This is a genomic window from Arsukibacterium perlucidum DSM 18276 (assembly GCF_000382165.1).
In the GTDB taxonomy this organism is placed as follows: domain Bacteria; phylum Pseudomonadota; class Gammaproteobacteria; order Enterobacterales; family Alteromonadaceae; genus Alishewanella; species Alishewanella perlucidum.
In genome coordinates this window covers 58,242-84,014 of the sequence record NZ_KB907701.1, presented here as the reverse complement: position 1 = coordinate 84,014, position 25,773 = coordinate 58,242, and the positions used below count along the sequence as shown (strand labels likewise).

The 25,773-nt window shown below is 45.9% G+C and carries 22 protein-coding genes; 6 read left to right on the top strand and 16 right to left on the bottom strand.

Going from position 1 to position 25,773, the window contains the following annotated elements; all coding sequences use genetic code 11:
* Nucleotides 1-6: 6 nt before the first annotated feature.
* Entirely contained in the window at nucleotides 7-261 is a 255-nt protein-coding gene (gene yfaE, locus H141_RS0100365) for a class I ribonucleotide reductase maintenance protein YfaE (protein WP_019674254.1), read from the top strand.
* A 66-nt stretch (nucleotides 262-327) separates the two neighbouring features.
* A complete protein-coding gene (locus tag H141_RS19640; protein WP_019674253.1) occupies nucleotides 328-1,305 on the top strand; it encodes a tetratricopeptide repeat protein in 978 nt (325 codons plus the stop codon).
* Nucleotides 1,306-1,336: 31 nt separating this feature from the next.
* Here H141_RS19640 and trhO read toward each other — a convergent pair whose 3' ends face one another.
* The 4 genes from trhO to H141_RS0100340 all read right to left on the bottom strand — a co-directional run bounded on the left by trhO (nucleotide 1,337) and on the right by H141_RS0100340 (nucleotide 4,977).
* Nucleotides 1,337-2,254, bottom strand: a complete 918-nt coding sequence (gene trhO, locus H141_RS0100355) for an oxygen-dependent tRNA uridine(34) hydroxylase TrhO (RefSeq protein WP_019674252.1) — start codon at nucleotides 2,252-2,254, stop codon at nucleotides 1,337-1,339.
* 99 nt (nucleotides 2,255-2,353) lie between these two features.
* The gene (locus H141_RS0100350; protein WP_019674251.1) at nucleotides 2,354-3,001 is read right to left on the bottom strand and encodes a LysE family translocator; all 648 of its coding nucleotides are present in this window, start codon (nucleotides 2,999-3,001) and stop codon (nucleotides 2,354-2,356) included.
* 72 nt (nucleotides 3,002-3,073) lie between these two features.
* Complete coding sequence (locus tag H141_RS0100345; protein ID WP_240473068.1) at nucleotides 3,074-4,411, bottom strand: NAD(P)/FAD-dependent oxidoreductase; 1,338 nt, start codon at nucleotides 4,409-4,411, stop codon at nucleotides 3,074-3,076.
* Nucleotides 4,408-4,977 (bottom strand): GNAT family N-acetyltransferase, encoded by a 570-nt coding sequence (locus tag H141_RS0100340; protein ID WP_019674249.1) that lies wholly within the window; start codon nucleotides 4,975-4,977, stop codon nucleotides 4,408-4,410. The genes H141_RS0100345 and H141_RS0100340 overlap by 4 nt, the downstream gene beginning before the upstream one ends.
* Before the next feature lie 178 nt (nucleotides 4,978-5,155).
* Between H141_RS0100340 and H141_RS0100335 the strand changes: the two genes are divergently transcribed.
* Nucleotides 5,156-7,765 (top strand): TonB-dependent receptor plug domain-containing protein, encoded by a 2,610-nt coding sequence (locus H141_RS0100335; protein ID WP_019674248.1) that lies wholly within the window; start codon nucleotides 5,156-5,158, stop codon nucleotides 7,763-7,765.
* Nucleotides 7,766-7,827: 62 nt separating this feature from the next.
* Here the strand turns inward: H141_RS0100335 and ydiJ are convergent, their stop codons facing one another.
* A complete protein-coding gene (gene ydiJ, locus H141_RS0100330) occupies nucleotides 7,828-10,866 on the bottom strand; it encodes a D-2-hydroxyglutarate dehydrogenase YdiJ (RefSeq protein WP_019674247.1) in 3,039 nt (1,012 codons plus the stop codon).
* Nucleotides 10,867-10,876: 10 nt separating this feature from the next.
* Nucleotides 10,877-11,458 carry a GTP cyclohydrolase II gene (gene ribA / locus H141_RS0100325; RefSeq protein ID WP_019674246.1) on the bottom strand — a complete coding sequence of 194 codons (582 nt, stop codon included), beginning with the start codon at nucleotides 11,456-11,458 and terminating at the stop codon, nucleotides 10,877-10,879.
* 288 nt (nucleotides 11,459-11,746) lie between these two features.
* Here ribA and H141_RS0100320 point away from each other — a divergent pair, with 288 nt between their 5' ends.
* On the top strand, nucleotides 11,747-13,594 hold the full coding sequence (locus H141_RS0100320) for an ABC transporter ATP-binding protein (protein WP_019674245.1): 1,848 nt from the start codon (nucleotides 11,747-11,749) through the stop codon (nucleotides 13,592-13,594).
* Nucleotides 13,595-13,649: 55 nt separating this feature from the next.
* On the opposite strand, the gene H141_RS0100315 is transcribed toward H141_RS0100320, so the two are convergent.
* The 3 genes from H141_RS0100315 to ppsA form a co-directional block, all read right to left on the bottom strand.
* Complete coding sequence (locus tag H141_RS0100315; protein ID WP_019674244.1) at nucleotides 13,650-14,003, bottom strand: BON domain-containing protein; 354 nt, start codon at nucleotides 14,001-14,003, stop codon at nucleotides 13,650-13,652.
* A gap of 183 nt (nucleotides 14,004-14,186) precedes the next feature.
* Nucleotides 14,187-15,707 carry an alanine/glycine:cation symporter family protein gene (locus H141_RS0100310; protein WP_019674243.1) on the bottom strand — a complete coding sequence of 507 codons (1,521 nt, stop codon included), beginning with the start codon at nucleotides 15,705-15,707 and terminating at the stop codon, nucleotides 14,187-14,189.
* A gap of 215 nt (nucleotides 15,708-15,922) precedes the next feature.
* The gene (gene ppsA, locus H141_RS0100305) at nucleotides 15,923-18,301 is read right to left on the bottom strand and encodes a phosphoenolpyruvate synthase (RefSeq protein ID WP_019674242.1); all 2,379 of its coding nucleotides are present in this window, start codon (nucleotides 18,299-18,301) and stop codon (nucleotides 15,923-15,925) included.
* Nucleotides 18,302-18,438: 137 nt separating this feature from the next.
* Here ppsA and ppsR point away from each other — a divergent pair, with 137 nt between their 5' ends.
* Nucleotides 18,439-19,248 (top strand): posphoenolpyruvate synthetase regulatory kinase/phosphorylase PpsR, encoded by an 810-nt coding sequence (gene ppsR / locus H141_RS0100300; RefSeq protein ID WP_019674241.1) that lies wholly within the window; start codon nucleotides 18,439-18,441, stop codon nucleotides 19,246-19,248.
* A gap of 60 nt (nucleotides 19,249-19,308) precedes the next feature.
* On the opposite strand, the gene H141_RS0100295 is transcribed toward ppsR, so the two are convergent.
* Together H141_RS0100295 and H141_RS0100290 are read right to left on the bottom strand one after the other, a co-directional pair.
* Nucleotides 19,309-20,658, bottom strand: a complete 1,350-nt coding sequence (locus H141_RS0100295; RefSeq protein ID WP_019674240.1) for a class II 3-deoxy-7-phosphoheptulonate synthase — start codon at nucleotides 20,656-20,658, stop codon at nucleotides 19,309-19,311.
* A 128-nt stretch (nucleotides 20,659-20,786) separates the two neighbouring features.
* Nucleotides 20,787-21,263: a low molecular weight protein-tyrosine-phosphatase gene (locus H141_RS0100290; protein ID WP_019674239.1), complete on the bottom strand. Its 477-nt coding sequence runs from the start codon at nucleotides 21,261-21,263 to the stop codon at nucleotides 20,787-20,789.
* A gap of 221 nt (nucleotides 21,264-21,484) precedes the next feature.
* Between H141_RS0100290 and H141_RS0100285 the strand changes: the two genes are divergently transcribed.
* Nucleotides 21,485-22,162 carry a response regulator transcription factor gene (locus H141_RS0100285; RefSeq protein ID WP_019674238.1) on the top strand — a complete coding sequence of 226 codons (678 nt, stop codon included), beginning with the start codon at nucleotides 21,485-21,487 and terminating at the stop codon, nucleotides 22,160-22,162.
* Here the strand turns inward: H141_RS0100285 and H141_RS0100280 are convergent.
* The 5 genes from H141_RS0100280 to H141_RS0100260 are packed head-to-tail and all read right to left on the bottom strand — an operon-like array spanning nucleotide 22,135 to nucleotide 25,640.
* Nucleotides 22,135-22,914, bottom strand: coding sequence for a CsgG/HfaB family protein (locus H141_RS0100280; protein WP_019674237.1), 780 nt, complete (start codon nucleotides 22,912-22,914; stop codon nucleotides 22,135-22,137). The two genes, H141_RS0100285 and H141_RS0100280, sit on opposite strands and share 28 nt — an antisense overlap.
* Before the next feature lie 2 nt (nucleotides 22,915-22,916).
* The gene (locus H141_RS0100275; protein ID WP_019674236.1) at nucleotides 22,917-23,303 is read right to left on the bottom strand and encodes a curli assembly protein CsgF; all 387 of its coding nucleotides are present in this window, start codon (nucleotides 23,301-23,303) and stop codon (nucleotides 22,917-22,919) included.
* A gap of 11 nt (nucleotides 23,304-23,314) precedes the next feature.
* A complete protein-coding gene (locus H141_RS0100270) occupies nucleotides 23,315-23,692 on the bottom strand; it encodes a curli production assembly/transport protein CsgE (protein WP_019674235.1) in 378 nt (125 codons plus the stop codon).
* Nucleotides 23,693-23,725: 33 nt separating this feature from the next.
* The gene (locus H141_RS0100265) at nucleotides 23,726-25,213 is read right to left on the bottom strand and encodes a hypothetical protein (protein WP_019674234.1); all 1,488 of its coding nucleotides are present in this window, start codon (nucleotides 25,211-25,213) and stop codon (nucleotides 23,726-23,728) included.
* 22 nt (nucleotides 25,214-25,235) lie between these two features.
* Nucleotides 25,236-25,640: a hypothetical protein gene (locus H141_RS0100260; protein WP_019674233.1), complete on the bottom strand. Its 405-nt coding sequence runs from the start codon at nucleotides 25,638-25,640 to the stop codon at nucleotides 25,236-25,238.
* Nucleotides 25,641-25,773: the final 133 nt, after the last annotated feature.

Below are 25,773 nucleotides of genomic sequence, written 5' to 3'. Positions count from 1 at the left end.
TCTGTAATGCCACAGATAATTGTTACAGGGCAAGCTGCTATTAACTTTGATGGCAGCCAACCTACTATTTTACAAAGCCTCGAACAGCAACAACAAGATATTAGTTATCAGTGCCGCGAAGGCTATTGCGGTGCGTGTCGCTGCAAATTGATAAGTGGTTCCGTGCAGTATTTGCATGAACCTCTGGCTTTTGTTCGTCAGGGAGAGTTTTTACCCTGTTGTAGCATTCCTGTTACGGATATTGAAATTGAAATTCCCTGAGCCTCTGGTATTTTCTACCGTTATATCGCACACTGATCTGGTAATTTTGCAATAAGGCTGGTTTCAATGAAAATAGCGTTTATAGGGTTATTGTTTAGTTTTACTGCTATAGCCATTGAACCTGAACAGGCCAACAGCTGGTTAGAGCAAGCCCAGTACCGGAAAATTATCACTGAAATTGATCAACAGCCGAACTTGAAAAAAAATCCTGATTTAATAGCGATTTATGTACAAGCCATGTTTAATTTGCGCCAGCGCGAAGAAGCTAACACCCTGTTAAATCAGCTAATCATCGAGTACCCACAGCACAGCGAGTTGCTGTACCTGGCGGGCATAAACAAAATCGTCCTGGCCTCTGACGGCAATATTTTTAATGCCCGCCAACGCACCAGCGATGGCCTGCAATTAATCATGCGGGCAGTAACAGTTGATCCACATAATTATCCGGCTCAACAAGCGCTGGTCAGTTTTTACCAATCCGCTCCGCCCGCAGCAGGCGGCAGTAAACAATTGGCTGCGGAGCAAGCCACACTACTGACAGCTCTGGATCAGCTGCAAGGCGCGTTGGCCCGGATCCAAATGCTAATTCTGGAAGAACGACTCAGTGAAGCTGTTGCGCTAATAGATAAGCATTTAAAAACAATGCCGGATCAACCTGATTTATTAGCCAGTAAAGCCAGCATTCTGGCACGGCAGGATGCTTATCTGGTCGCCCAACAACTATACAGCAAAACGGCTGAGTTCAGCGTCAAACCCAGCCAACGTTACAGTGCCCTGTATCAGGCTGGTCGGCTGGCAGTTCTAACCAATAATAATGTGTTAGAGGGAATTACTGCATTGTCTGAATACATTAATTACTATAATGATACCGATCAGGTCCGGCTAAACTGGGCTAAATTACGGCTGGTACAACTGTTTTTGCTGGCCGGTAGTGAAGCCCGGGCTGAGTTACTGTTTGACGATATTGCTAATACCACCAGCGCAGATGAAGATTTTATGAATTTGAAAGACCAGGTTAGACTGCAATTGGCTACATCCCGCTAACCAGATATAACCAATTGCTGGTTGTCAGTGTCTAATTGTCCAGTTTTCCGTCACGAATATGCTTTTCACCGCGGGCTTTGGCCAACGTAACCTGTTTTTGCCGCTCAGCAAAAGCAGCTTTTTGCTCGGCAGTGGTTTGACTGACACAATGCGGACAGCTCAACCCTTTTACGTAATCTGCAGAAGCCATCTCTGTTGCAGATAATGGCATCCGGCAGGCATAGCATTGATCATAACTGCCTTGCTCTAAGCCATGCTTAACCGCAACCCGTTGATCAAACACAAAACACTCGCCCTGCCACAAACTTTGCTCAGCTGGTACTTCTTCCAGGTATTTTAAAATACCGCCATCAAGGTGATACACCTCATCAAACCCCTGCTCTTTTAAGTAGGCAGTAGATTTTTCACAGCGAATGCCACCGGTACAGAACATCGCTACTTTCTTATGTTTGTTTTTATCCAGATTTTCAGCAGCCCAGTCCGGAAACTCACGGAAGGTGGTAGTATTTGGATTGACAGCGTTTTTGAAAGTGCCAATTGCTACTTCATAGTCGTTGCGGGTATCAATCAGCAGAGTATCCGGATCGCTTATCAGCTGATTCCAGGCTTCACCTTTGACATAAGTACCAACAATATGAGCCGGGTTTATGCCTTCCACTCCCATAGTAACAATTTCGTTTTTTAGTTTTACTTTGGTGCGGTAAAACGCCGCTTCATCAGCAAAAGACTCTTTGTAACTGAGCTCGGCAAAGCGAGGATCGGCCGCAAACCACTTATTCACAGCATCTATGCCTGCACGTAAACCACAAATAGTGCCGTTTATGCCCTCGCTCGCCAGCAACAAAGTACCTTTAACACCATTCTCAGCCATCACGTCATACAACGGTTGGCGCAAGGCCTGATAATCAGGCAAATTGACAAATTTATATAAAGCAGCAACAACGTACATCGTTCACCTCTTGCAACGCTGGACCGTAAATCCAGAGCAAATTAATACCGGCCGGCATTATACCGATCCTCCGCCTGCTGGCAAAGGATATGGGCTTAATTAACCGCCCGGGTTATTACCGAAGCTACTTAAAAGCAGCTGAGCAGCCAGCGCCAGTAGTAACACACCCATGAGCCTGTCAAACCAATATCCCTTCAAGAGTAAAAAGCCCCGGACTTTGCTGTTGGTCAGCACAAAAGATAACAAACAAAACCAGGCTGCTGTTGCCACGGCCATATACAAACCATAAATAACTTTGTAGCTAAACGGCGTATCAGCAGAAATAACGACGGCGAACAGCGAAAGAAAGAACAAAGTCGCTTTTGGGTTTAAACCATTGGTGATAAAACCAGCGCTGAAAGCTTTAATACTGGCAGGCTTTGCTTGTTGCTCCAGGGCAATCGCTTCAGCAGCAAGCGGAGCTTTGGCACGTAAAGCACCTTGTGCCAGATACAGCAGATAACAGGCGGCTAATACGGTTAGCAGTTGAAACAGCCAGGGTGTGGTTTTGATTAACACGCCTATTCCCACCAGTGAATAGGTCACATGCAGTAATATCGCCAGGCCAATACCCAGACTGGCAAATACTGCAGCACGCCGGCCAAACCTGACGGCGTACCGCAATACGATAGCAAAATCGGGCCCCGGGCTGGCGACAGCGAGCAAATGCACCGAGGCAATAATCAGAAATTCAGGCCAGAAAGACATAGTTAGTTTGCCTTATAAAAAAAGGCGCCATTGTAAGCAATGGCACCGGGTTAACGCCAGTAGCATCCAACGCTACAAAAAATGATCTTTAAAACGTCCCCACTGGTAATACAGCTGCTGACCTTGCCGGCGAAACGCTGTCATCGGAAAGACCGGTAAGCCAGTTTGGTAAATAGGTAAGGCAGGCAACGCCTCGCCGGCAACAAGTTGCGCTAACCGCTTACCGGCTAATGCACTGTAAGACAAACCACTACCACAATATCCGGCAGCATAAAACAGATTGGGCTCTGGTGAATGTATCCGGGGTAAATCGTCAAACGACACCCCAACCCAGCCGCTCCATTGATATTGATAATTAAGTTGTTCCAGCCCGGCAAAACAGTGTTTTAACGCCGCCAGCAAACGACGGGCATAAACTGGATCGGCGGCAGCCTTGCCGGTTATGGCCCCTCTGCCACCAAATAAGATGCGATTATCCGGCAGTAGCCGGTAGTAATATTTCAGCGTTCGGGTATCCATCATAATGCTGTTCAGCTGCCAGTTCAGTTGCTGCAATTGGCCGCTATTCAAAGGTTCGGTAACAATTACACTGCTTAATACCGGCAGACAACTGCTATTAAGCGCAGGATACAAACCTTTAGCGGTATAGGCATTACTTGCCAGCACAAGGTTGCGCGCAGTAATGATTGCCTGAGGCGTATGCACTTTAAAGCCGGTACCATCCCGCTGAATAAGGCTTGCAGGCGTTTGACCATAAAGTTGCGCCCCTGCTTGTACCGCAAGCCGGGCATAGCCTTTGGCGAGTGCCAGAGGGTTTAAACCATAGCAATCCGGAAAATGCAGAGCAGCAAAGGCCTGCTGATGGTTAACCACTTGCCCTGAAATTTGCGACTTATTAAGATACCGGACCTGATAGCCAAATTCCTGCTGCAATAAGCTGGCCTGGCTAGCCAAATCTTTTGCCATATTGGCTTTATGCGCCAGTTTATAATAGCCTGCAGCCTGCGGCTGACAATCGATGTCACCCTCACTGATTAAATGATTAACCCTGGCGATCGCCTCGCCATATTCCTGATGAAACAGCCTGGCCGTGTCCAGACCGAATTTTGCTGCTAACTGACTCAGCCCCAGCCTGCCGGTTCCTCTGAGCACGAAGCCGCCATTGCGGCCACTACAACCCCAGCCTGGTTGCAATGCATCAATCACTATGACATCACGCTGCTGTCTTTTAGCCAGCTCATAGCCACAATTTAAACCAGTGTAACCCGCGCCAATTACCAATGTGTCGCAGTTTAGATCCTGACCAAGCTGCGGGTAATAGGTTTGTTCAGATGTGACCGCCTGCCAGTAGCTGGCAATATCAGGCTGGCAATTTGTTAATTCAGAATCGACATAAGGATCGTACATCATACTGTTCCAACAAAACTTAATACCATCTCAGCAGCGCTGCAGTGGCATCGATTTCCACATAGCGGGCAAATATAACCTGCAGTTTCACTTAAATGCAGCCAGCGATCGGGGTGTACTTTTAATAGTTTTGCCCCTGCTTTGCTAAAGTAACGCTCAGCGGAATTGCCAGGGCTTTCCCGCCAGATGTGAGCTAAGCCGGCCAATGCACCTTGCTGATTCAACGCAGATACAGATGCTTTTAACAAGGCCGAGCCCAACCCCTGCCCCTGCAACTCAGGAGCAACGGCTACAGACTTAAAATAAGCCATCATGTCCGCAGGCACTGGCCACAACTTAACAGAACACCATTCATCCAGCGGCCATTGGCCGGCAGCATAACTAAGACGATAACCTACAACCCTGCTGTCAGCCAACGCGACAAAATTTGCATTTATGTTATGTTTAATGCCGCGTTGATAAAGCGCAGTTAATTTGGCCAGATCAAGGTAATTATCACCATGCACCTGATTAGCCAGTGCTAATACATCAGCAAAGTACTCTGGCTGCATGACTGCAATCGATTTCATAAAACCCCTTTATAGCTGACGTGCAACTAGTACTTATAACAACTCGTTCCCATATCATCGACCAATGTCGCTAAAACTGCGATGGACAACGGCCTGATTTTAAAATATGGTTAATTTGGCGCTTTTGAACAATAAGCGCTATCTAGTGAAATCAAAAAAAATAATCCAGGAAAACACTATGAAACACAACAATAAATACCATCCGGTTGCGCATGCTGTTAAGTATGCCATAGCAACAACTTTTGCGTTAGGTATAGTAAGTGGTGCAGCTGTTGCGCAGGAAGCCAGCGAGACTGCAGCAAAAGAACAAGCGGTAGAAAAAATTGCGGTGGTAGGTAGTCGTTCCGCCCCTCGCTCCATTGGTGATTCGCCGGTACCAGTGGATATTATCGGTGCCGATGAACTTATGAAAAACGGTAGCACCGATATGCTGAACCTGATAACTACCACCGTCCCATCTTTGAATGTCCATTCAAATCCAATCAGTGACGCGGCAACCTTAGTCAGACCGATGAATTTACGTGGTTTGTCGGCAGACAGTACGCTGATTTTAACTAACGGTAAGCGTCGGCATAAGTCTTCTGTTATTGCTTTTTTAGGTGGCGGTATAAATGACGGTGCCCAGGGCGCAGATGTTTCTGTTATTCCTGGCATAGCGCTAAAGCAAGTTGAGATATTGCGTGACGGTGCTGCAGCACAGTATGGTTCAGACGCTATCGCCGGGGTGATTAACTTCGTGCTGAAAGATGCCGATAGTGGCGGCAGTTTTGAAGTTAAACATGGCGAATACTACGAAGGAGATGGTACCAGCACAGAATTTGCCGGTAATATTGGTATGCCTTTAACCAGCAATGGTTTTGTTAACGCCAGTTTCCAGTATAAAAATGTTGATCCAACCAGTCGCAGTTTGCAGCGTCCGGACGCCCAGGCTTTTGCTGCTGGCGGTAATCCGAATATTGCACCGATCACCCAGGTGTGGGGTTCGCCGGAAATTAAAGACGATATTACTATTTTTGTAAATGCCGGTTTAGATTTGGACAATGGTGGCCAAGCTTACCTGTTCGGTAACTATTCAGAACGGGATGTGATCGGTGGCTTTTATTACCGCAACCCTTATAACCGTGGTGGCGTTTTCTCTAACGATGGCGGCGAAACCCTGCTTATAGGTAACACTGATTTCTCAGCCGGTAATTGTCCAACTATCGGCCTGACCGATGGTAATGGCAATAACTTACCATTTAATGCGGTTAACTCGGCAGTGAATGCCTTACCAGCCAACTGTTTTTCTTTTTTCTCGATGTTTCCTGGCGGTTTTACCCCAACTTTTGGTGGTAACATAGCTGATACCTCATTAACTGCAGGGACCAAAGGCGAGTTTAAAGGAAACTGGCTTGACGGTATCATGTATGACTTCAGTGGTTCTGTTGGCCGCAACGAGTCAACCTATATGATGACTAACACCATCAACGCTTCACTCGGTTTGGATACACCAACAGAGTTTAACCCGGGTAAATATATCCAGCTGGAAAAAAACTTTACGGCAGACTTTGTTAAATTTGTACCGGTTGGTATATATGAAGATTTAACCGTAGCGTTCGGTGCACAGTGGACCGAAGAGACGTTTGAAGTAGTTGCCGGTGACCTTGCCTCATTCCAGGTAGGTGAGTTTGTAGACCAGGGTTTCAGTATAGGCTCAAATGGTTTCCCTGGCTTTAAACCGGAAGATGCAGGTGTTTCATCACGGAGAAACTATGCCCTTTATTCAGATGTGGAAGCTGAAATAACGGAATCGTTGTTAATGGGTTTTGCGTTACGCTTCGAAGACTATGACACTTTTGGTTCTACCTTAAACTACAAAGTTACAGCTCAGTACCGGTTGACTGATGATTGGGCAGTACGTGGCTCGCACAGCACAGGTTTCAGAGCACCTACTGTTGGCCAGGCAAATGTCAGTAATGTCCAGACCAATCTTGATTCAGGTTTACTGGTAGATTCGGCTTTACTTCCTCCTACCAACCCTGTATCGGTCGAGCTCGGCGGTAAGGAATTACAGCCAGAAGAGTCAACCAGTTTTGCTGCTGGTATCGTTTACTCTGGCGCAAATATCTTTATGACGCTGGACTATTTCCGGATTGATGTTGATGACCGGATTAGTCAGTCTAGTAAAATTAATTTGACCGATGCCAACCGTGAAGCACTTCGCGCAGCAGGCGTTAAAAACGTTGATTCTATTCAACAGGTTAGTTTTTTTACCAATGATTTTGATACCAAAACTCAGGGTATTGATTTTGTTGCCAGCTACTCGACCTTCTTGTTCGATGGCCGCAGCAGCTTCAATTTTGCCTATAACTGGACTGACACAAAGGTTAAAAGTGCTACAGCCATTACTGGACTGGATAAAGTATCAAGGCTGGAAAATGATTTACCAAACCATCGTGCAACCTTAACCTGGAACCAGAGTTATGATGATTGGTCTTTCTTCCTGAGATCAAATTATTTTGGCGAGTATCAGGGCGTGCATGTTGACTGGGTTGGTGTCCCCGGAGAACCGGGTACTGAGGTTAATGCCGCAGCTAAAGTAACCTTCGATGCTGAGCTGAGCTATTTTATTAATGACAGCTTCTCTGTAGCGGTTGGCGCTCAAAACATTTTTGATACCAAGCCTGAGCGCATTAATATGAGTGCAGTGGGTTTACCAAATAATGCTTTTGGTGCTAAATACTATGAAACATCACCAATGGGTATAAATGGCGGCTATTACTACTTAAAAGGCGTGTACCGCTTCTAACCTTCTATATAAAACGATAAAGCCCGGAATTTCCGGGCTTTTTTTATTTTTTTATCCAGCGTTCACAAGTGCTGTAACAATGCCTGCAACGGATGTTGTGGCTTATCTCCCATTAATCGTTTTACCTGGCTGCGGCAAGAGAAACCCGTCGCTAATATATGCGATACACCAAAGCGCTCAACGGGTGAGCGCCAGCTCATATCGAACAGGGCTTTGCTGTTATCAACGTTCTGGGCTTCGTGACCGTAGGTACCTGCCATACCACAACAACCAACGCTTACCGGCGTTAAACCTAAACCCACCCTGCTGAAGATTTGTTGCCAGGCCTGTTCAGTAGCAGGTAAGGCCGTTTTTTCAGTACAATGTGCCAGTAACGCATAGTCGGCAGCATTAACAGCGTGTGCCAGTGGTTGTTGCACCAGCCATTCATGCAACAGCTGCACCTGAAAGTCGCCTCGTTTATCAGTCAATGCTTTATTGTATTCATCGCGGTATACCAGCACCAGCGAAGCATCCAGCCCCAGCATCGGCATATCAAGCTGCTGCAGCTGGTTTAAAAAGCGGGCAGCAGTTGTGGCTGTTTTAGTGAATTCACGTAAAAAGCCCTTCACATGTTGCGGTTTACCGTTGGGCAAAAATGGCAACAAAACGGGCCTGAAGCCGATTTTCTCCAGTAAACGCAGCGCATCGGCAACTAATTTCGCTTCATAAAAACTGGTAAAAGGATCCTGAACCAGTAATACCGTTCTGGCCTTTTCAGCTGGCGGCAACTGCTGTAGCGCCGCCAGATCAAACCGATATTTGTCAGCCGTTTGCTGCGCCAGGGTAGGAACCGATAACAATGGCGTATCGACGTATCCTACTGTGTTTTTAAGCAGCGTGGCGGTAACTTTACGTCTTAGCACAAAGTTTACCAGTTTAGGTGCTTTGGCCAGCACAGGCGCGGTGCGCTCAATATTAGCAACGATATAATCCTTGGCAGGACGTAAATAGCGGCTATGGTAAAGTTGCAGAAAGCGTGAACGAAACGATGGTACATCCACTTTAACCGGACACTGGCTGGCACAAGCTTTACAAGCCAGACAGCCCTCCATCGCCTCCATTACTTCATGAGAAAAATCCTGCTCGCCTTGCCGTTTCGCCAGATTATTTTTAATTTTCTGCCAGAATGCACTAAAGTTTTGTTTACTTTCAATAAGTTCCTGCTCCGCCGCAAGTATGTCATTACCTTGCTGCTCGGTTAGGCGTAACCACTCACGCATTAAACCTGCCCGCCCTTTCGGGCTGTGGCGCCGGTCTTTGGTTACTTTACTGGACGGACACATTGGTGAGCTTTCATCGAAGTTAAAACACAGGCCATTGCCGTTGCAGTTTAAACTGCTGTCAAAACTTGTTTTAACTGCAACCGGAATTTGCCGATCAAACCAGGCGCGTTTCTGGCCATCAACCGATACCAGTTGCTCGTTGCTATAATAAGGCGTGCAGATTTTTCCGGGGTTTACCCGGTTACGTGGGTCGAAGGCTGCTTTAATTTTCCGCAGCTCATTAAATAACTCATCACCAAAAAATGCCGGACCGTATTCACTGCGATAGCCTTTGCCGTGCTCGCCCCACATTAAACCACCATATTTTGCAGTAAGCGCTACAACCTGGTCTGAAATAGTACGCATTAGCTTTTCTTGCTCAGGATCGCATAAATCTAAAGCCGGGCGCACGTGTAACACACCAGCATCAACATGACCAAACATGCCATATTGCAAGCCATGGCTATCAAGTAAGGCCCTGAACTCCATAATAAAGTCGGCCAGATTTTCCGGCGGCACTGCCGTATCTTCGGCAAACGCAATTGGCTTTTGTGCACCCTTAGTATTACCCAGTAAACCCACGGCCTTTTTACGCATTGCATAGATATTGCCAATAGCTGCCGTGTCGTAAGTTAGCTGATAGCCGATTATCCCATCAGTTTTATCCGCGATAGCGCTGTCCAATTTAGCTGTCAGCGCGGCAATTTTCTGCTCTATTTCCGCCTGGTCTTCACTGTTGTACTCAACCATATTCAGGCCTTGCATTGCAGTGCCCGGTACGTCGGTGATTAATTCTTTAACCTGATGCCAGATAATATCGTTGCGCGCCAAATCCAGCACTTTACTGTCAACAGTTTCAACGGAGGTTGCTGCTGCTGCCACTAAAAATGGGGCATTTCTTAAGGCACTTTCAAAACTGTCGTATTTAACATTGAGCAGACATTTATACTTAGCGATGGGTGTGATATTCAATTTAGCTTCTGTGACAAAACCCAGCGAGCCCTCAGAGCCGGTAATAATTCGGGATAAATCGAATTCCGTTAAATCGTCATTAAACACATGCTCTAAATCGTAGCCGGTTAAAAAACGGTTCAATCGTGGGAATTTCTCCAGAATCTGCGGTCTGAATTCCCGGCAGCTGTCCAGTACCTGGCGATAAATACGACCAATACTATTAGGCATTGTGGCACGATGTTCAGCTTCAAACGTGGCCATTTTATGCGTTTTTAAAATATTGCCGTCGATAAGCACGGTTTTAAGTGCCAGCACGTGGTCACTGGTTTTACCATACACCAGAGAACCCTGCCCCGATGCATCGGTATTTATCATGCCGCCAATCGTGGCACGATTAGAAGTGGATAAATCCGGAGCGAAGAAAAATCCATATGGCTTTAGAAATACATTCAGTTGATCTTTAATCACACCGGCCTGTACTCTTACCCAACGCTGCTCGGTATTAATTTCCAGAATAGCACGCATATGACGGGATAAATCGACAACCACGTGCTCAGTTAACGCCTGACCATTAGTCCCCGTGCCACCGCCACGCGGGCTGAATTTTATATGAGAGAAACTGGAGGTTTGCGCCAGAGAAGTCAAAATAACTAAATCATCAGTGTTTTTTGGTAGCAGTACTGCTTGTGGCAGCGCCTGATAAACACTATTGTCGGTTGCTACTGCCAGACGACTGCCATAGCTGGTTTCAATATCGCCACTAAAACCGGCGGCTACCAGCGCTTTACTAAAGGCGATGATGCTGGCGTCAAGCGTTAATTCAGGGGTAAGTTTCGGGATCATAAGCGCTGCTCTACTCCATATGGCCCATTTTGGCAGCTTTAGTCGCCAGATAGCGATGGCTGTGTGCGGTCGTTTTTACCCGGTGCTGCACCCGTTCCAGAATATTAACTCCGGCATCAGTCAGTGCTTTTAACTTGCGTGGATTATTAGTCAGCAAGCGTATCTGTTGCACGCCTAACTGCTCAAACATTTTTGCCGCAATATCATATTCACGCATATCAGGTAAAAATCCCAGTATTTCGTTTGCCTCTACGGTATCCAGACCTTTGTCCTGTTCTGCATAGGCTCGTATTTTGTTAATCAAACCGATACCACGCCCTTCCTGGCGTAAATATAAAATACAACCCCGGCCTAAATCAGCAATTTTACGCATTGCGGCTTCTAATTGCGGACCGCAGTCACAGCGCAGGCTGAACAAGGCGTCGCCCGTTAAGCACTCAGAGTGAACCCTCGCCAGTACCGGCTCGCTTGATGTAACATCTCCCAATGTAAGAGCAACATGCTCCTTGCCATTATCAGAAACAAAACCATGCAGCCTGAATTCAGCAAACGGAGTGGGTAATACAGTGGAGGTGACAAGTTTAATGGTCATTTTACTTCTCAGCATTAAAGGCACGCTATAGCAAAGATAAGTTGGGCCTGAGCTTTGTTAAAACAAGTTGTGGCATACGCAGATTATAACAGGCTGGTTTGACGTGGCTACAGCAATATTTTGTTATAGTATCACATTCAAGCAGAGCTATGCTGTTGAATATGAGTATTAAAGTGACTGTCAAAATTACTCAGGCTGAGAATGATTTAGCTGATTAGCCTGATCCAAAGCTATAAACTCGGGTACAATAAGGCGCATTTAAATTTCTTCATCCATTCAGGACCTCTCATGCTGCGTTTTTTCGAACGACTCACTAAACCATTCCCTGCAGCCGAGCCCTGCCAGCCGCCGCGCGGTTTACTGGCCTTTTGCCGGCATTACACTAAAGGCATGGAACGATCTTTAGTATTTATGTCGTTATCTTCTGCCATCCTGGCCGTTTTGGAAGTGTCATTATTTAGTTTTATGGGGCAATTAGTCGACTGGCTGGTAGCGAATGATCCTGAAAACTTTTTCAAAGACGAGCGCAGTACCCTGATCTGGATGGCCCTGGTAACGTTAGTATTATTACCGCTGATGACATTTATCCACTCCGCTATTGTTCATCAAACTCTGCTGGGTAATTACCCTATGTCAATCCGCTGGCTGGCACACCGTTACTTGCTGCGGCAGAGTGTCAGCTTTTATCAGAATGACTTTGCCGGCCGAATTGCTACTAAAGTCATGCAGACCGCCCTGTCAGTGCGCGAGACCGTGATGAAGCTGCTCGATGTAATGGTATATGTGCTGGTTTATTTTGGCGCTATGCTGTTTTTTGTCGCTGATGCAGACATCAGATTGATAATACCCATGTTAGTCTGGCTGGTACTTTATATTGGTTTGCAATTTTACTTTGTGCCCAGACTCAAAAGAGTATCGACAGCTCAGGCAGATGCCCGATCCGAAATGACCGGACGGATTGTTGATAGCTATACCAACATTACTACTATTAAGTTGTTCTCACACACCAATCGTGAAGAAAGTTACGCTAAAGACAGCATGAATGTTTTCCTGCAACCGGTATATCAGCAAATGCGGCTGGCGACTGGTTTAAGCGTCACAGTACAAAGTCTGAATTATATTTTAGTATTCAGCGTTGCTGCCTTATCGCTCTATTTATGGGCCGGTAGTGCGATTACCGTTGGTGCGATCGCTATCGCAATCAGCCTGGCGCTGCGTTTAAACGGTATGGCTCAGTGGATTATGTGGGAAGTCAGCAGCTTATTTGAAAACATTGGTACCGTAGCAGACGGCATTGCCACCTTGTCCCGGCCGATAGACGTAAAAGACAGCGCTAATGCCGGAAAATTAACGGTTCCTGCAGGCAAAATTGAATTCCGGCAGGTTAGTTTTAATTATGGTAAAGCGCCAGTTGAAGGGGGTAAGGCAGCTGTACTGCAACAGCTTAACCTGAGTATTAGTCCCGGCGAAAAAGTTGGTCTGGTAGGCCGCTCCGGCGCCGGAAAGTCTACTCTGGTTAATCTGTTGCTGCGTTTTTACGATATAGAGAGCGGCAGCATTCTGATTGATGGCCAGGATATCAGTACGGTAAGCCAGGAAAGTCTGCGCCAGCATATTGCCATGGTAACTCAGGACACCTCCCTGCTACACCGCTCAGTGCGCGAGAATATCGCCTACGGTAAACCTGATGCGACAGAAGCAGAATTGCAGTTGGCGGCAGAGCAAGCAGAAGCCAGCGACTTTATCAGTGACTTAACCGATCCTAAGGGCAACAGTGGTTTTGATGCCCAGGTTGGCGAGCGAGGCGTTAAACTCTCCGGCGGTCAGCGGCAGCGCATCGCTATTGCCCGGGTTCTGCTGAAAAATGCCCCTATTTTAATTCTGGACGAAGCCACCTCGGCACTTGATTCGGAAGTAGAAGCCGCCATTCAGGCCAGTTTAAATAAGCTGATGGCTGGCAAAACCGTTATCGCTATCGCCCACCGTTTGTCTACTATAGCTCAGATGGACCGGCTTATTGTGCTGGATGAAGGCAAAATAGTCGAGCAAGGCAGCCACAGCGAGCTTATCGCCAGCGGCGGCATTTACGCTCAACTATGGGCGCATCAAACCGGCGGCTTTATTGGGGTGGAGTGAGGCGCTATCGGCGCAGAGACTTGCTCTGCGCCGATAGTCGTAATAAACATAACGATTATTGCCTGATTTTCAATTCATTATTAACAGCGTGCACGCCGGGTGTACCGATTGCAATGCTCTCTGCCAGCTCGCGTTGCTCTTCTGTTGCAACCTCGCCGTATAATCTGACATCACCCTTGTTGGTCTCCACCTGAATGTTTAACTCATTCAACCGCTGTTCGGCTCTTATCGCAGTGTGCACTGCGGTAGTGATATTCAGATCATCGCCACTGCCGTCTTCAGTAGTTACAGTTAAACCGGCTTCGTCTGTCGGAGCTTCGATACTCTGACGTTCACAGCCTGACAGAAAGATACCTGCAGCCAAAAAAGCACCTGTAACCAAAAATTTTCTTTTAAAATCATCCATCATAATCAGCTCCTGTTTATTATTAAACTTGCCTCTCCATTAACCTGTCATTATAAGAGTGTAGTGCCGGGCAAATCATCCCGCAATAAATGACAAAGGTCTGTGCGCTGTCAAACATATAAAAAAGCCCGGCACAATAGCCGGGCTTATTGGTGGCGCTATAGAATAGCGCTGACAAACTTCGCGTTAAGCTTTAGGATCCTGTTGCTGTTTCGCCAGGCGTTTTTCCCAGAAAGTCGCATTCTTAATACCAAGCTTAACAGGGTCAAAATTAATTGGCCCACCCGCTTTCTTTTGTTCCTCATAATCACGTAAACACAAAATGGCTGGTTTAGCGACGAAGAAAATAGCCAGAATGCCCAGAATATTAATCCAGGCCATTAAACCTACCCCAATATCACCAATACCCCAGATATAACCAGAGCTATTAACCATGCCGTAAGCAACCATGGCCATAATAATGATTTTAACCAATACTAATGGAATATTGCCTTTAAAATAGCGGTTTAGATAGGCCACATTCGTTTCAGCAATATAGTAGTAAGCCAGAATGGTGGTAAACGCGAAGAAGAAAATTGCTACACCGACGAAAGCCTGACCAAACTGACCAAACACACTGTTTAAGGCCATTTGGGTAAATGCCGGTGAAGCCACCTCTGTAGTTGCATCTATATTCTGCAAGATAATAGTGCCGGCGCCGGTCGCTGCATTAAAATCTTCAGTCTGAATATTGTATTGTGATGTCAGCAAAATCATTAATGCGGTAGCTGTGCAGACAAACAAGGTATCAACATACACTGAAAACGCCTGCACCAGCCCTTGCTGTGCCGGATGATCTACCTCAGCTGCTGCAGCAGCATGCGGTCCGGTACCCTGACCAGCCTCATTCGAATAAATACCCCTTTTCACGCCCCAGCCAATAGCTGCGCCCATACCGGCCTGTGCGGTAAATGCATCAGAAATAATTAAGCTGAAGATGCCAGGTACTTTGTCCAGGTTAAGGAAAACCACAATTAGCGCCATAACGATGTAACCCAATGCCATAAAAGGCACCACAATCTGGGTAAAATGGGCAATTCGTTTGATACCGCCGAATATTATAAAAGCCAGCACAATTAATATTATGGCCAGTGCTACCAGCTTAAAGCTGCCGACTTCACCAAAAGTGGTTACCACCATATTGCCTTCACCAAACACCTGGGTAAAGGCATTACCTACCGCATTCGCCTGTACTCCGGGAAGAAACACGCCACAGGCGATAATTGCTGAAACCGCAAACAATATAGCCAGCCACTTCTGGCCCAGACAACGCTCAAAATAATATGCCGGACCACCGCGATACTGGCCATCTTCTTCTACTTTATATACCTGACCTAATGTTGATTCAGCATAGGCGGTGCTGGCACCAAGAAATGCCACTACCCACATCCAGAACACTGCGCCCGGGCCGCCAAAACCAATAGCCGCCGCCACCCCGGCAATATTACCTACCCCAACCCGGCCAGATAATGATACGGCCAGCGCCTGAAATGATGAAATACCTTTATCAGATTCATTGCTGCTGAATAGCAGCTTACACATCTCTTTAAAATGCCGGACCTGAGCAAAACGGGTAATGACGGAGTAAAATAAACCGGCGGCAAGACACAAAAATATCAGTGCCGGGCTCCAGATAATACTATTGACGGTGCTGACCAAGGCTTCCATTAGCTTCCCCTGTAATTATTGTTGTTGGTTTTTATTAAGTTTTATTGAGTTTTAATAGCTGTAATTTGCCATAACAAACAGTTAATAGCTACGTTTGACACCGCTGCTGTGGCGTGTTTAATGGTTTTTTAAACAGTTTTTAATATAGCAAAGCTGCATAATGCAGAAAACATAATAAAAAGCCCCGCATTGCGGGGCTCTCCTGAGCATTAAAATTAGTGTTTGCCAAATTTTTCAGCCAGATATAACCAGGTTTCAAGCACCGTATCCGGGTTCAACGAGACACTATCTATACCCTGTTGCATCAGCCAGCCGGCAAAATCTTCATGATCAGACGGGCCCTGGCCACAAATGCCGATATACTTACCTTTGGCTTTACAGGTTTTAATAGCCATTTCCAACAATTTATAAATGGCCGGATTACGTTCATCAAACAAGTGAGCAATTAAACCACTGTCCCGATCCAAGCCCAGCGTTAACTGAGTTAAATCGTTTGAGCCTATTGAAAACCCGTCAAAGTATTCCAGAAACTCTTCAGCAAGCAAGGCGTTGGAGGGCAATTCACACATCATAACAACTCTTAAGCCATTATCGCCGCGTTTTAAACCATGTTCTGCCAGTAAATCAATTACCGCTGCTGCTTCTTCCAGAGTGCGAACGAAAGGGATCATCACTTCAACATTAGTGAAACCCATTACATTACGAACCCGCTTCAATGCCTCAACTTCCAGAGCAAAGCAATCACGGAAGTCTTTTGAGATATAACGTGACGCGCCCCGAAAGCCAATCATCGGGTTTTCTTCGTGCGGTTCATACTGTCGGCCGCCAACCAGGTTGGCATACTCGTTCGATTTAAAATCAGACATCCGCACTATCACCTTTTGCGGAGCAAAGGCACACGCTAAGGTTGCAATACCTTCAGTTAATTTCGCTATATAAAATTCTACCGGATTGGCATAGCCTGCAATCATTTCACTGATAGTGGCTTTAAGTTCCGGTGTCTGAGCATCAAAGTTAAGTAATGCTTTGGGGTGAACGCCGATCATCCGGTTAATAATAAACTCGAGCCTGGCAAGACCAATACCGGCATGTGGCAATTTGGCGAATGAGAATGCCCGCTCAGGGTTGCCCACGTTCATCATGATTTTTAAATCAAGTGCCGGCATCTGGTCTACCCGACTGCTAACCACTTTATATTCCAGCTTACCATCATAGATAAAACCAGTGTCGCCTTCAGCACAGGATACCGTAACCTGCTGGCCGGTTTTTAGTTTGCTGGTAGCATCCCCGCAGCCGACTACGGCAGGTATCCCTAATTCTCTGGCAATGATTGCTGCATGGCAGGTACGGCCACCACGGTTGGTAACAATTGCAGAAGCCCGTTTCATAATGGGCTCCCAGTCCGGATCAGTCATGTCAGTCACCAGCACATCGCCAGGCATAATCTGGTCCATCTGCTCTATACCTTTCAGTACTTTGGCAGTGCCTGCGCCAATTCGCTGACCTATTGCCCGTCCTTCCACCAGTACCGGTGCCGAGCCCTGCAGCTGGAATCGTTCCATGCTGTTGCTGTCTTCCCGGCTTTTCACTGTTTCCGGCCGCGCTTGTACAATATAGAGTTTGCCGTCGTTACCGTCTTTGGCCCATTCAATGTCCATGGCCCGGCCATAATGCTCAGCAATAATTACCGCTTGTTTTGCCAGTTCTTCTACTTCAGCATCTGTTAACGAAAACTGTTGGCTGCGCCCAACATCAATATCGACAATTTTCACCTGCTTACCATGGCTTTGCTCGGCCGAGTAAACCATTTCGACTTTTTTACTGCCTAAATTACGCTTCACCACGGCCGGCCTGCCTGCCGCCAGGGTGGGTTTGTGTACATAAAACTCATCAGGGTTAACGGCGCCCTGCACCACCATTTCACCCAAGCCATAAGAGGCGGTAATAAATACCACGTCTTCAAAACCTGATTCGGTATCTATACTAAACATCACGCCGGACGACGCAATATCAGAGCGTACCATCTTCTGCACGCCGGCAGATAACGCTACACCACGATGGTCATAGCCCTGATGCACCCGATATGAAATAGCGCGATCGTTAAATAACGAGGCAAAAACATGTTTAATCGCGATAATTACTGCATCATAACCACGCACATTTAAAAAGGTTTCCTGTTGACCGGCAAAAGACGCGTCGGGCATGTCTTCTGCGGTAGCCGAAGAGCGGACTGCAAAAGACACATCGTGCGTAGGATCAGCATGTAACTGCTGGTAAGCCTCGCGAATCGCCTGTTCAAGTTCGGGTTGAAAAGGCGTATCAATAACCCATTGCCGAATTTGTGCACCAGCTTTACCGAGCGCAGTAACATCGTCCACATCCAGGCCATCAAGCAGCTGATAAATCCGCTCGTTTACACCGCTTTGTTCAAGAAACTGATTAAAGGCATCAGCTGTGGTGGCAAAACCGCCCGGCACCTGCACCCCGGCATTAGCAAGGTTACTGATCATTTCTCCTAAGGATGCATTTTTGCCTCCTACCCGATCTACATCATGCATACCCAGCTTTTCATACCAAATCACAAATTCTTGCACAGTTCGTCTCCATTTCTTGTCGTAGGACGTGTAAGCTTACAGTCAGCATTACAAAGCACCACGATTTTACACTCTGGCTGAGGTTATTTAAAACCTTAATTTTCATGTAATTTTATAACAACAAAACGGAGTTTACAGTGCGGACAGCTTTCTATATTTCTGATGGTACGGCCATTACAGCTGAGGTATTTGGTCACGCCTTACTTACTCTTTTTCCAGCACAATTCGAACATATCACGATACCTTTTGTAGAGACCGCTGATATGGCACAACAGGTTAAACAGCGGATTAATGATCGGTATAAAACAACGGGAGTAAAACCACTTATTTTCCAGACCTTTGTTGATGACAACCTGCGCCATATTATTAACAATAGTGATGGCATCTGCTATGACTTTCTGAATACCTTTGTCGAACCCCTTCAGCGCGAGTTAGGCATTGCGCCAGTACCTAAAACTCATAGAACTCATAGCATGCATGAAAAAACCTATGATTTTCGTATAGATGCGGTTAATTATGCGCTGGCTAATGATGATGGCGCCAATATGAAAAACTTTGACCAGGCAGACATTATTTTAGTCGGGGTCAGCCGCTCAGGTAAAACGCCAACCAGTCTCTATCTGGCTCTGCAATATGGGATTAAAGCGGCTAACTATCCTTTTGTAGAGGAAGATATGGGGGCATTGCGACTACCTGCAGAGCTGATGCGTAACAAAGATAAATTATTTGGCCTGAGTATCACTGCTGAACGGCTAAGTCAGATCCGTCAGCAACGCCGGCCAGACAGCCGTTATGCATCTATCCGGCAATGCGCCGCTGAGTTAAACGAAGTTGAAGCACTATATCGTCAGGAACAGATCCCATTTTTAAACTCAACTCATCTTTCTATTGAGGAAATATCGGCAAAAATCATCGCCAAAACAGGTTTAAAACGACATAAGTATTAAAAAAAAGACCCAGACGGGTCTTTTCCTGAATTTCAGCACGGGGCTAAATAGAGTGTTCGCTTACTTGCGGCCGGCGCTTAACGTATCAGCAATCAAAAACGCCAGCTCCAGTACCTGGTCGGCATTTAACCTTGGGTCGCACTGGGTGAAATAGCGTTTACTTAAATCATGCTCACTTAAGCCGTAAGCACCGCCGGTGCACTCTGTCACATGCTCACCGGTCATCTCCAGATGAATACCACCAGCATGCGTTCCTTCAGCTTTATGCACAGCAAAGAAGTTGCGGATCTCACGTAAGATAGCTTCAAAATCGCGGGTTTTAAAATCGTTACTGGCTTTTACCGTATTGCCATGCATTGGATCTGAGCTCCAAACCACAGTCCGGCCTTCTGCTTTAACCTTACGAACCAAAGCGGGTAACTTATCAGCCAGCTTATCGGCTCCCATTCTGGTGATCAGAGTTAACCTGCCAGGCGTGTTATCCGGATTCAGCGCATCAATCAGCCTGATTAATTCATCAGGTTGCATGCCAGGACCAATTTTTACCCCTACTGGATTATGAATACCGCGGAAAAACTCCAGGTGCGCGTGATCTAACTGACGGGTCCGCTCTCCTATCCATACCATATGAGCAGAACAATCATACCAGTCACCGGTCAGTGAATCGCGCCGGGTCAGTGCTTCCTCATAATTAAGTAGTAAGGCTTCATGAGAGGTATAAAGCTGCGTCTCGCGAATAGAAGGCGAGTTTTGCGCGGTAATACCGCAAATCTCCATAAATCGTAATGCTTCCTGAATCCGCTGTGCCACATTATGATAGCGATCTTTTAATGGATTAGACTCAACAAAACCCATGTTCCACTTACTGACCTGGTGCAAATCTGCTAAACCGCCCTGGGCAAACGCTCTGAGCAAGTTTAAGGTTGCGGCTGAGTGATGATAAGCCGTTACCAGACGATTAGGATCTGGCTGACGGGCACTCTCAGTAAACTCAAAACTATTAACAATATCACCGCGATAGCTTGGCAAAGTTATACCGTTTATCGTTTCAAGATCGCTGGAACGTGGTTTGGCGTACTGACCTGCCATCCGGGCAACTTTAACCACCGGCAGGCCACCGGCATAAGTTAAAACCACAGCCATCTGCAGCAACACCTTAAAGGTGTCACGAATTTTTGGTGCATTAAAGTCATTAAAGCTTTCGGCACAATCACCGCCTTGCAGCAAAAAACCTTCGCCTTTAGCGACCTGGCCTAATTGAGTATGCAAGTCACGGGTTTCCTGGGCAAAAACTAACGGCGGATACCGATGGAGCTGTTGTTCAACTTGCTTAAGTAATTGTTGGTCCTGGTAGGACGGCTGTTGTTGAATGGGCAGAGCTCGCCAGCTATCTGGCGTCCAGGTGGTCACAATGGTGTTCCTATACAAAGAATTAATAAGACAGTTGCAAACTTATAGACTTCCGGACGTAAATTCAATCCTGTTGTCAGAGTTTTTCGCACTAATCCAGCTGATAAGGTAATAAGTAGCCAGAAAACCTAAGCTCCCCTGATCTCCGGCGCCACTAACAACTTATCACTCGCTTGCTCTATCAGATCCAAAACCAGTTCAAAGCCTTTACTGCCACTGTAATAAGGATCCGGAACTTCATTAATTTCTGGATACTCTGGATGAAATGACAGAAATAGCCTGATTTTATGGGCATGTTCAGCGGGGCAACGTCGCTTCAACTCAGCCAGGTTGTCATTATCCATCGCCAGAATAAGATCAAAATCAGCAAAATCTTGCTGAAATACCGGACGGGAATGAAGGCCACCAAAATTATAGCCTCTGGCACTGCCTGCTCTAACACTGCGGCTGTCAGGACGTTCGCCTTTATGTGACGCACTGGTGCCCGCAGAGTCAATCGCAATATCAAAGCTTTGCAGCTTAGCTTTATGGCTAAGGACAGCATGCGCTGTTGGCGAGCGACAAATATTTCCTAAACAAACAAGCAATATTTTTTTTGTGTACATGATGTTTTCCTGACCTGAATCTGCGCAGTAAGATCTGAATCTCTTTCCCAGGTTTATTTTGCAAAACTTCGCAGCACTTTGCACTGCATTATTGGTCGCACTACAGTAGCTTATTTTAACTTAGCAGCCTTCACTAGTTGCAATTGGCTGCGACGCGGTACAGTATATCCAATGTCATTTTAGTCCCTGATTCTGGCTAAAGTCGTATGGAGGTGAAAACAATGGAACGGTTTTCCAAGCTGATAATACTGTCAGAGCGTCAGCAATTACACAATACAGCCATGTTAGCTCAGTCAGTTGGTATAAAGATGCAGCAATACAGTCGTAGTGATTTTATGCAGCAATCGGTTAAATCAGGCGTGCTGGTAGGGTGCCAGTTTAACAGCCAGGATCTGACCAAAAAAGGCGTCTCCAGTGAGTTAGCAATGTTAATGCAACGTTATCCTACATTTATATTTCAGGCTGAACGCGCGCTTATCGATCCGACTATTGCGGTGCACAGTGGACTAAGAGGTTTAATTTATCGAGATGAGCAGCTTGACCGGGTGCTGACAGCACTTAAAACTCTGATGTCCGGCCAGTTATATTACTCCCGGACTGTAATGTCTGATGTTGTTGATCTATTGATAAATAAACCTAAGAAATTAAATTCAGAAGTTACTGCTGCTACCAGTGCTCAACTGACCAGACAAGAGAAACGAATTATAAGTCTGGTGGCGGAAGGTGCCAGAAATAAAGAAATAGCGCTAATGTTAAATATCAGCGCCCATACGGTTAAGGCTCATTTGTCGGCAATTTTCCGCAAAACCCAGGCCCGAAACAGAGTTGAATTGCTGCGTTGGTTGCAGCAATCCAATCTGATAATTGAAGGTCAACCTGCAGTTGCCAGGCTAGCCTGATCATCGGCCCGCCAGAAACCCCGTTCCAGGCCCAGGTTAATAAGCTCAACAACAGCTGTTTCCATTGCTTGCTTTACGCAAAATTGTACCGGTTCGTTGGTGGAATAGCCTCCCTCAATCTCAACCAGCCTGTTCAGAGAAACATACCGAAATAAACCGGCCCGCAGTTCCTGCGAAAAAACTTTTTTGGTAGTAGAAACCGAAAGCAATACCTGACCGCTATGAACATCTATAGCCCGCAGATAGACGGTTACCTGATCCTCCCGATACAATTCCGACAAACCTAAACCGAAATATTCAGCACCAATACCACCTGTGGTTAAGTTAGTTTCATAACCAATAATGCCGCCTTCTAACACTAATCGTGCCTCTTTTAAAGGTGGTAAATCGGTTAACTTTTTATTGGATCCATAAATTTTCCGCTCAGTTAACAAATTTTGCAGCCCTTCCCGTTCCAGCGGAGTAAACCAGCCACTATCCAGCAGGATCTGAGTTAACATTGAAGTCGCACCCTGTGTTACCGCTGTGGAAAAGCTGGATACGTTTGCCTGCGGTTTATACTGCCCGGTCTGATCGCGAAAGGCATACACTGATACCGGGATTTGTTGGCGGGGTTGAGCTTGTTTGCGTAACGTCAGCATAGTACTGCTTACACTATCAACAGCTGCTGGCGTAATATTTAATTCAGGCTTGGGTACCAGGGAACACCCTGCTAAAGCTGACAAAACGGTTAATATAACAATAATTCTCATTATTAACCTCCTATCACAGGGATAGTAATAATTGTCACTTCACCGGTATCGAGGTTAGTTATATTCACAATAACACTGCCGTCAGTTCCGGTAGATATTTCAACCAGAAACTCACCGGTATTGTAAACACCATCAACCAGGTCGCCATCAGCAATGCGTCTGGTAAGCGAATTTATAATATTGCGCTCTAATGCTTCCTGGAACTTATCAACAAAAGATAAGGTTGGCCGCTCTTCAGTGAAACTATTCTGGCTTTGCGCTTTTTGCAGTAAAAAGTTTCCGTTCAGCGGGTTACCACCAAAACTCGGGTTGATAGGTGTGTAAACTAACTCAGTTGCATTTACAGAGGCGGTTGCCAGCAGGATTAGCAGTACTGCCGTTCTTTTCATTACTATTCCCTTTAATATATTTCTTGTTCCTGCTCACCCAGTAACATGCTGGCTTGTATATTAGCCAACTCATTGATACTGCGTAAAATGGCTTGTTCTGCCATCTCTTTGACGTTGTTGTAACGGCGGCCAAAATAGGTTTGATAGACTCGTTGCTGATTCATTTCCACCCATAAAAAAGTACCAGCTTGCGGATAAACCTGCTCATAAATTACGACAGACACGCCTTCTGTCGCAGGCATGTCACGCCAGTAACCAGAGTAATAAAACATAAAGTCTTTGCCGAAACGGGAGATGGTGCGGTCAATTACTAAACCGCTAAGTTCAATATCGTTTGCTGCCACCTTTGTTGGCAGCAGCAAAATTAATAACAGGACAATTACTTTCATAGGTTAACGGCGGCTACAAGGCCGCCTTTCATGTCAGTTCTGCGTAACGGTTGCAGTGTTAAAGTCGCCCAGCTGAGTAATATTCATCACATTACCGTTGCCAAACTGCTCACCTAATACCACGTTATCATTGCCTATCTGGCTGATTGAAACGGTGCCGTTGTCGCCAGCCAGAGCGAAATAATCATTATTTCCAGCTATCCAGTTACCATCGCCTTGCTGCAGAATTTCCGCAACGTTACCGCTACCGCCAACCAAAATATCAACTAAATTTAAATCGCCATTTTGTTCAATATCAATAGTGTTCATTACGACTGCAACATCACTGGTAATCAGGGTGCTGTTGAAATTGCCGTTCTGATCAACCATTATTTCATTGTCATCGCCAACTACATCAATTTCAGCATAGTTTTCATCACCTAACTGCTGAATCTCCGCATTGTTGTTAACACCGGAAAAGCCAATTACGGCGGTATTTGCATCACCAAAGCTCCGAATTAAACCGGCATTACCTGCACCTGTTAACACCATTACCGCAGTATTCGCATCGCCACGCTGATCAACGGTCAGGTCATGGCTATCACCTTCTGTTGCAAGCAAGACTGAGTTTTCAACACCATCCTGGCGCATATCAATCAGATTATCATTGCCAGTTAAGCCCACAGGTGCTTCAACCAGATTAATGTCGCCGGACTGATCAATCAGGATTAAATTATCGTTGCCGCTTATTGGTTCAACTAAGAACCGGTTAGCAAATCCATCCTGTTTGACATCAACATAGTTGTTATCGCCTGACACATCAGCAGCGATAAATACGTTTGCGATACCTTCCTGCTGAATGAATACACTGTTATTGTCGCCGGCTAAACCTATTACACCGCCGACATTCTGATCGCCAAACTGCTCAGCTTCGAACACATTAAGGTTGCCAACCACGTTTAGCATACCTGCTTCGTTATCGTTACCTTCCTGAAAACTGTAAAACATATTTTCATTGCCGGTAAAACTGGCGTTCGCCCAGTTACCATTGCCATTCTGCTCAATTTCGGCAATGTTCATATCACCCAGCAAATTTGCAAATGCTTCATTTAAATCGCCGGTTTGAAAAATAACCGCATCATTAACGTTACCTTCTATAATGGCTTCAGCCTGATTATAAAAACCATCCTGGGTAATGGTAACAATGTTTTCATCGCCAGTAATCTGGCTGTATGCAATATGCCAGTCAGCAAATTGTTCAAGCCGAACTGCGTTGTCACTACCTGTGCTAAAGCTATAGCCCTCAAGCCAGAGACCATTTTGTAAAATACTGCTGTAGTTCATTTCACCTACCTGTTCTAAAACAGCCAGGTTAACGTTGCCGCCAGTATTAGTCTGTGTTACCTCAGCAGTATTTCCTTCAGCGGCACCAACTGCAGAGCTTTGATAAATGGATGTCTCATTTTCTGCAAAGGCACTGCCGGCAAAACATAACGCGATTGCCATACCTAATAGATGTTTACGTGGTTTAATAAGGTTCATATGATTCTCCCTGAGTCTCTTATTAGTATTGAATTATTGAGATTTCAGCACCGTTTCCAATTTGCTCAATAGCAAAACTGCGATTTCCCCATTGTTCTAATTGGATTAGGTTGCTTTCTCCCTGCTGTAAAATTTCAGCACTATTGTTATTTCCAAACTGGCGGATGTTGGCCTGATTTCCACTACCATATTGCTGCAGAAAAATCTGATTAAGCACGCCTTGCTGCAATAAAACAGCGTAGTTAGCGTCACCACCTTGCGTCACATCTGCAACATTAAGATCACCAAGTTGAGTGATATCAACCCCGTTTGCTAACGCGTGACGTTCTAACAATGAAGTTAACTGCACAGAAACATCTGCAAAGGCACAGCCGCTAACTGCCAACCCAAGCGACAAAAGCACAGCCCTGGCATTTACATTAATCACAACTACTCCTTCATTATTTATTACATACTCCAGCCTAAAGACATATAAAAAAGCCACAATAGGACAAATGTTTTATTTTTAATTCACCTAAAAGATAATTAAAATTACAATATATTAATTATTAACAGGCGTT

Bases quoted from the DNA above. Each gene is read 5' to 3' on its own strand.
- yfaE (WP_019674254.1), top strand. From the start codon at position 7: ATGCCACAGATAATTGTTACAGGGCAAGCTGCTATTAACTTTGATGGC.
- H141_RS19640 (WP_019674253.1), top strand. From the start codon at position 328: ATGAAAATAGCGTTTATAGGGTTATTGTTTAGTTTTACTGCTATAGCC.
- trhO (WP_019674252.1), bottom strand. From the start codon at position 2,254: ATGTACGTTGTTGCTGCTTTATATAAATTTGTCAATTTGCCTGATTAT.
- H141_RS0100350 (WP_019674251.1), bottom strand. From the start codon at position 3,001: ATGTCTTTCTGGCCTGAATTTCTGATTATTGCCTCGGTGCATTTGCTC.
- H141_RS0100345 (WP_240473068.1), bottom strand. From the start codon at position 4,411: ATGATGTACGATCCTTATGTCGATTCTGAATTAACAAATTGCCAGCCT.
- H141_RS0100340 (WP_019674249.1), bottom strand. From the start codon at position 4,977: ATGAAATCGATTGCAGTCATGCAGCCAGAGTACTTTGCTGATGTATTA.
- H141_RS0100335 (WP_019674248.1), top strand. From the start codon at position 5,156: ATGAAACACAACAATAAATACCATCCGGTTGCGCATGCTGTTAAGTAT.
- ydiJ (WP_019674247.1), bottom strand. From the start codon at position 10,866: ATGATCCCGAAACTTACCCCTGAATTAACGCTTGACGCCAGCATCATC.
- ribA (WP_019674246.1), bottom strand. From the start codon at position 11,458: ATGACCATTAAACTTGTCACCTCCACTGTATTACCCACTCCGTTTGCT.
- H141_RS0100320 (WP_019674245.1), top strand. From the start codon at position 11,747: ATGCTGCGTTTTTTCGAACGACTCACTAAACCATTCCCTGCAGCCGAG.
- H141_RS0100315 (WP_019674244.1), bottom strand. From the start codon at position 14,003: ATGATGGATGATTTTAAAAGAAAATTTTTGGTTACAGGTGCTTTTTTG.
- H141_RS0100310 (WP_019674243.1), bottom strand. From the start codon at position 15,707: ATGGAAGCCTTGGTCAGCACCGTCAATAGTATTATCTGGAGCCCGGCA.
- H141_RS0100290 (WP_019674239.1), bottom strand. From the start codon at position 21,263: ATGTACACAAAAAAAATATTGCTTGTTTGTTTAGGAAATATTTGTCGC.
- H141_RS0100285 (WP_019674238.1), top strand. From the start codon at position 21,485: ATGGAACGGTTTTCCAAGCTGATAATACTGTCAGAGCGTCAGCAATTA.
- H141_RS0100280 (WP_019674237.1), bottom strand. From the start codon at position 22,914: ATGAGAATTATTGTTATATTAACCGTTTTGTCAGCTTTAGCAGGGTGT.
- H141_RS0100275 (WP_019674236.1), bottom strand. From the start codon at position 23,303: ATGAAAAGAACGGCAGTACTGCTAATCCTGCTGGCAACCGCCTCTGTA.
- H141_RS0100270 (WP_019674235.1), bottom strand. From the start codon at position 23,692: ATGAAAGTAATTGTCCTGTTATTAATTTTGCTGCTGCCAACAAAGGTG.
- H141_RS0100265 (WP_019674234.1), bottom strand. From the start codon at position 25,213: ATGAACCTTATTAAACCACGTAAACATCTATTAGGTATGGCAATCGCG.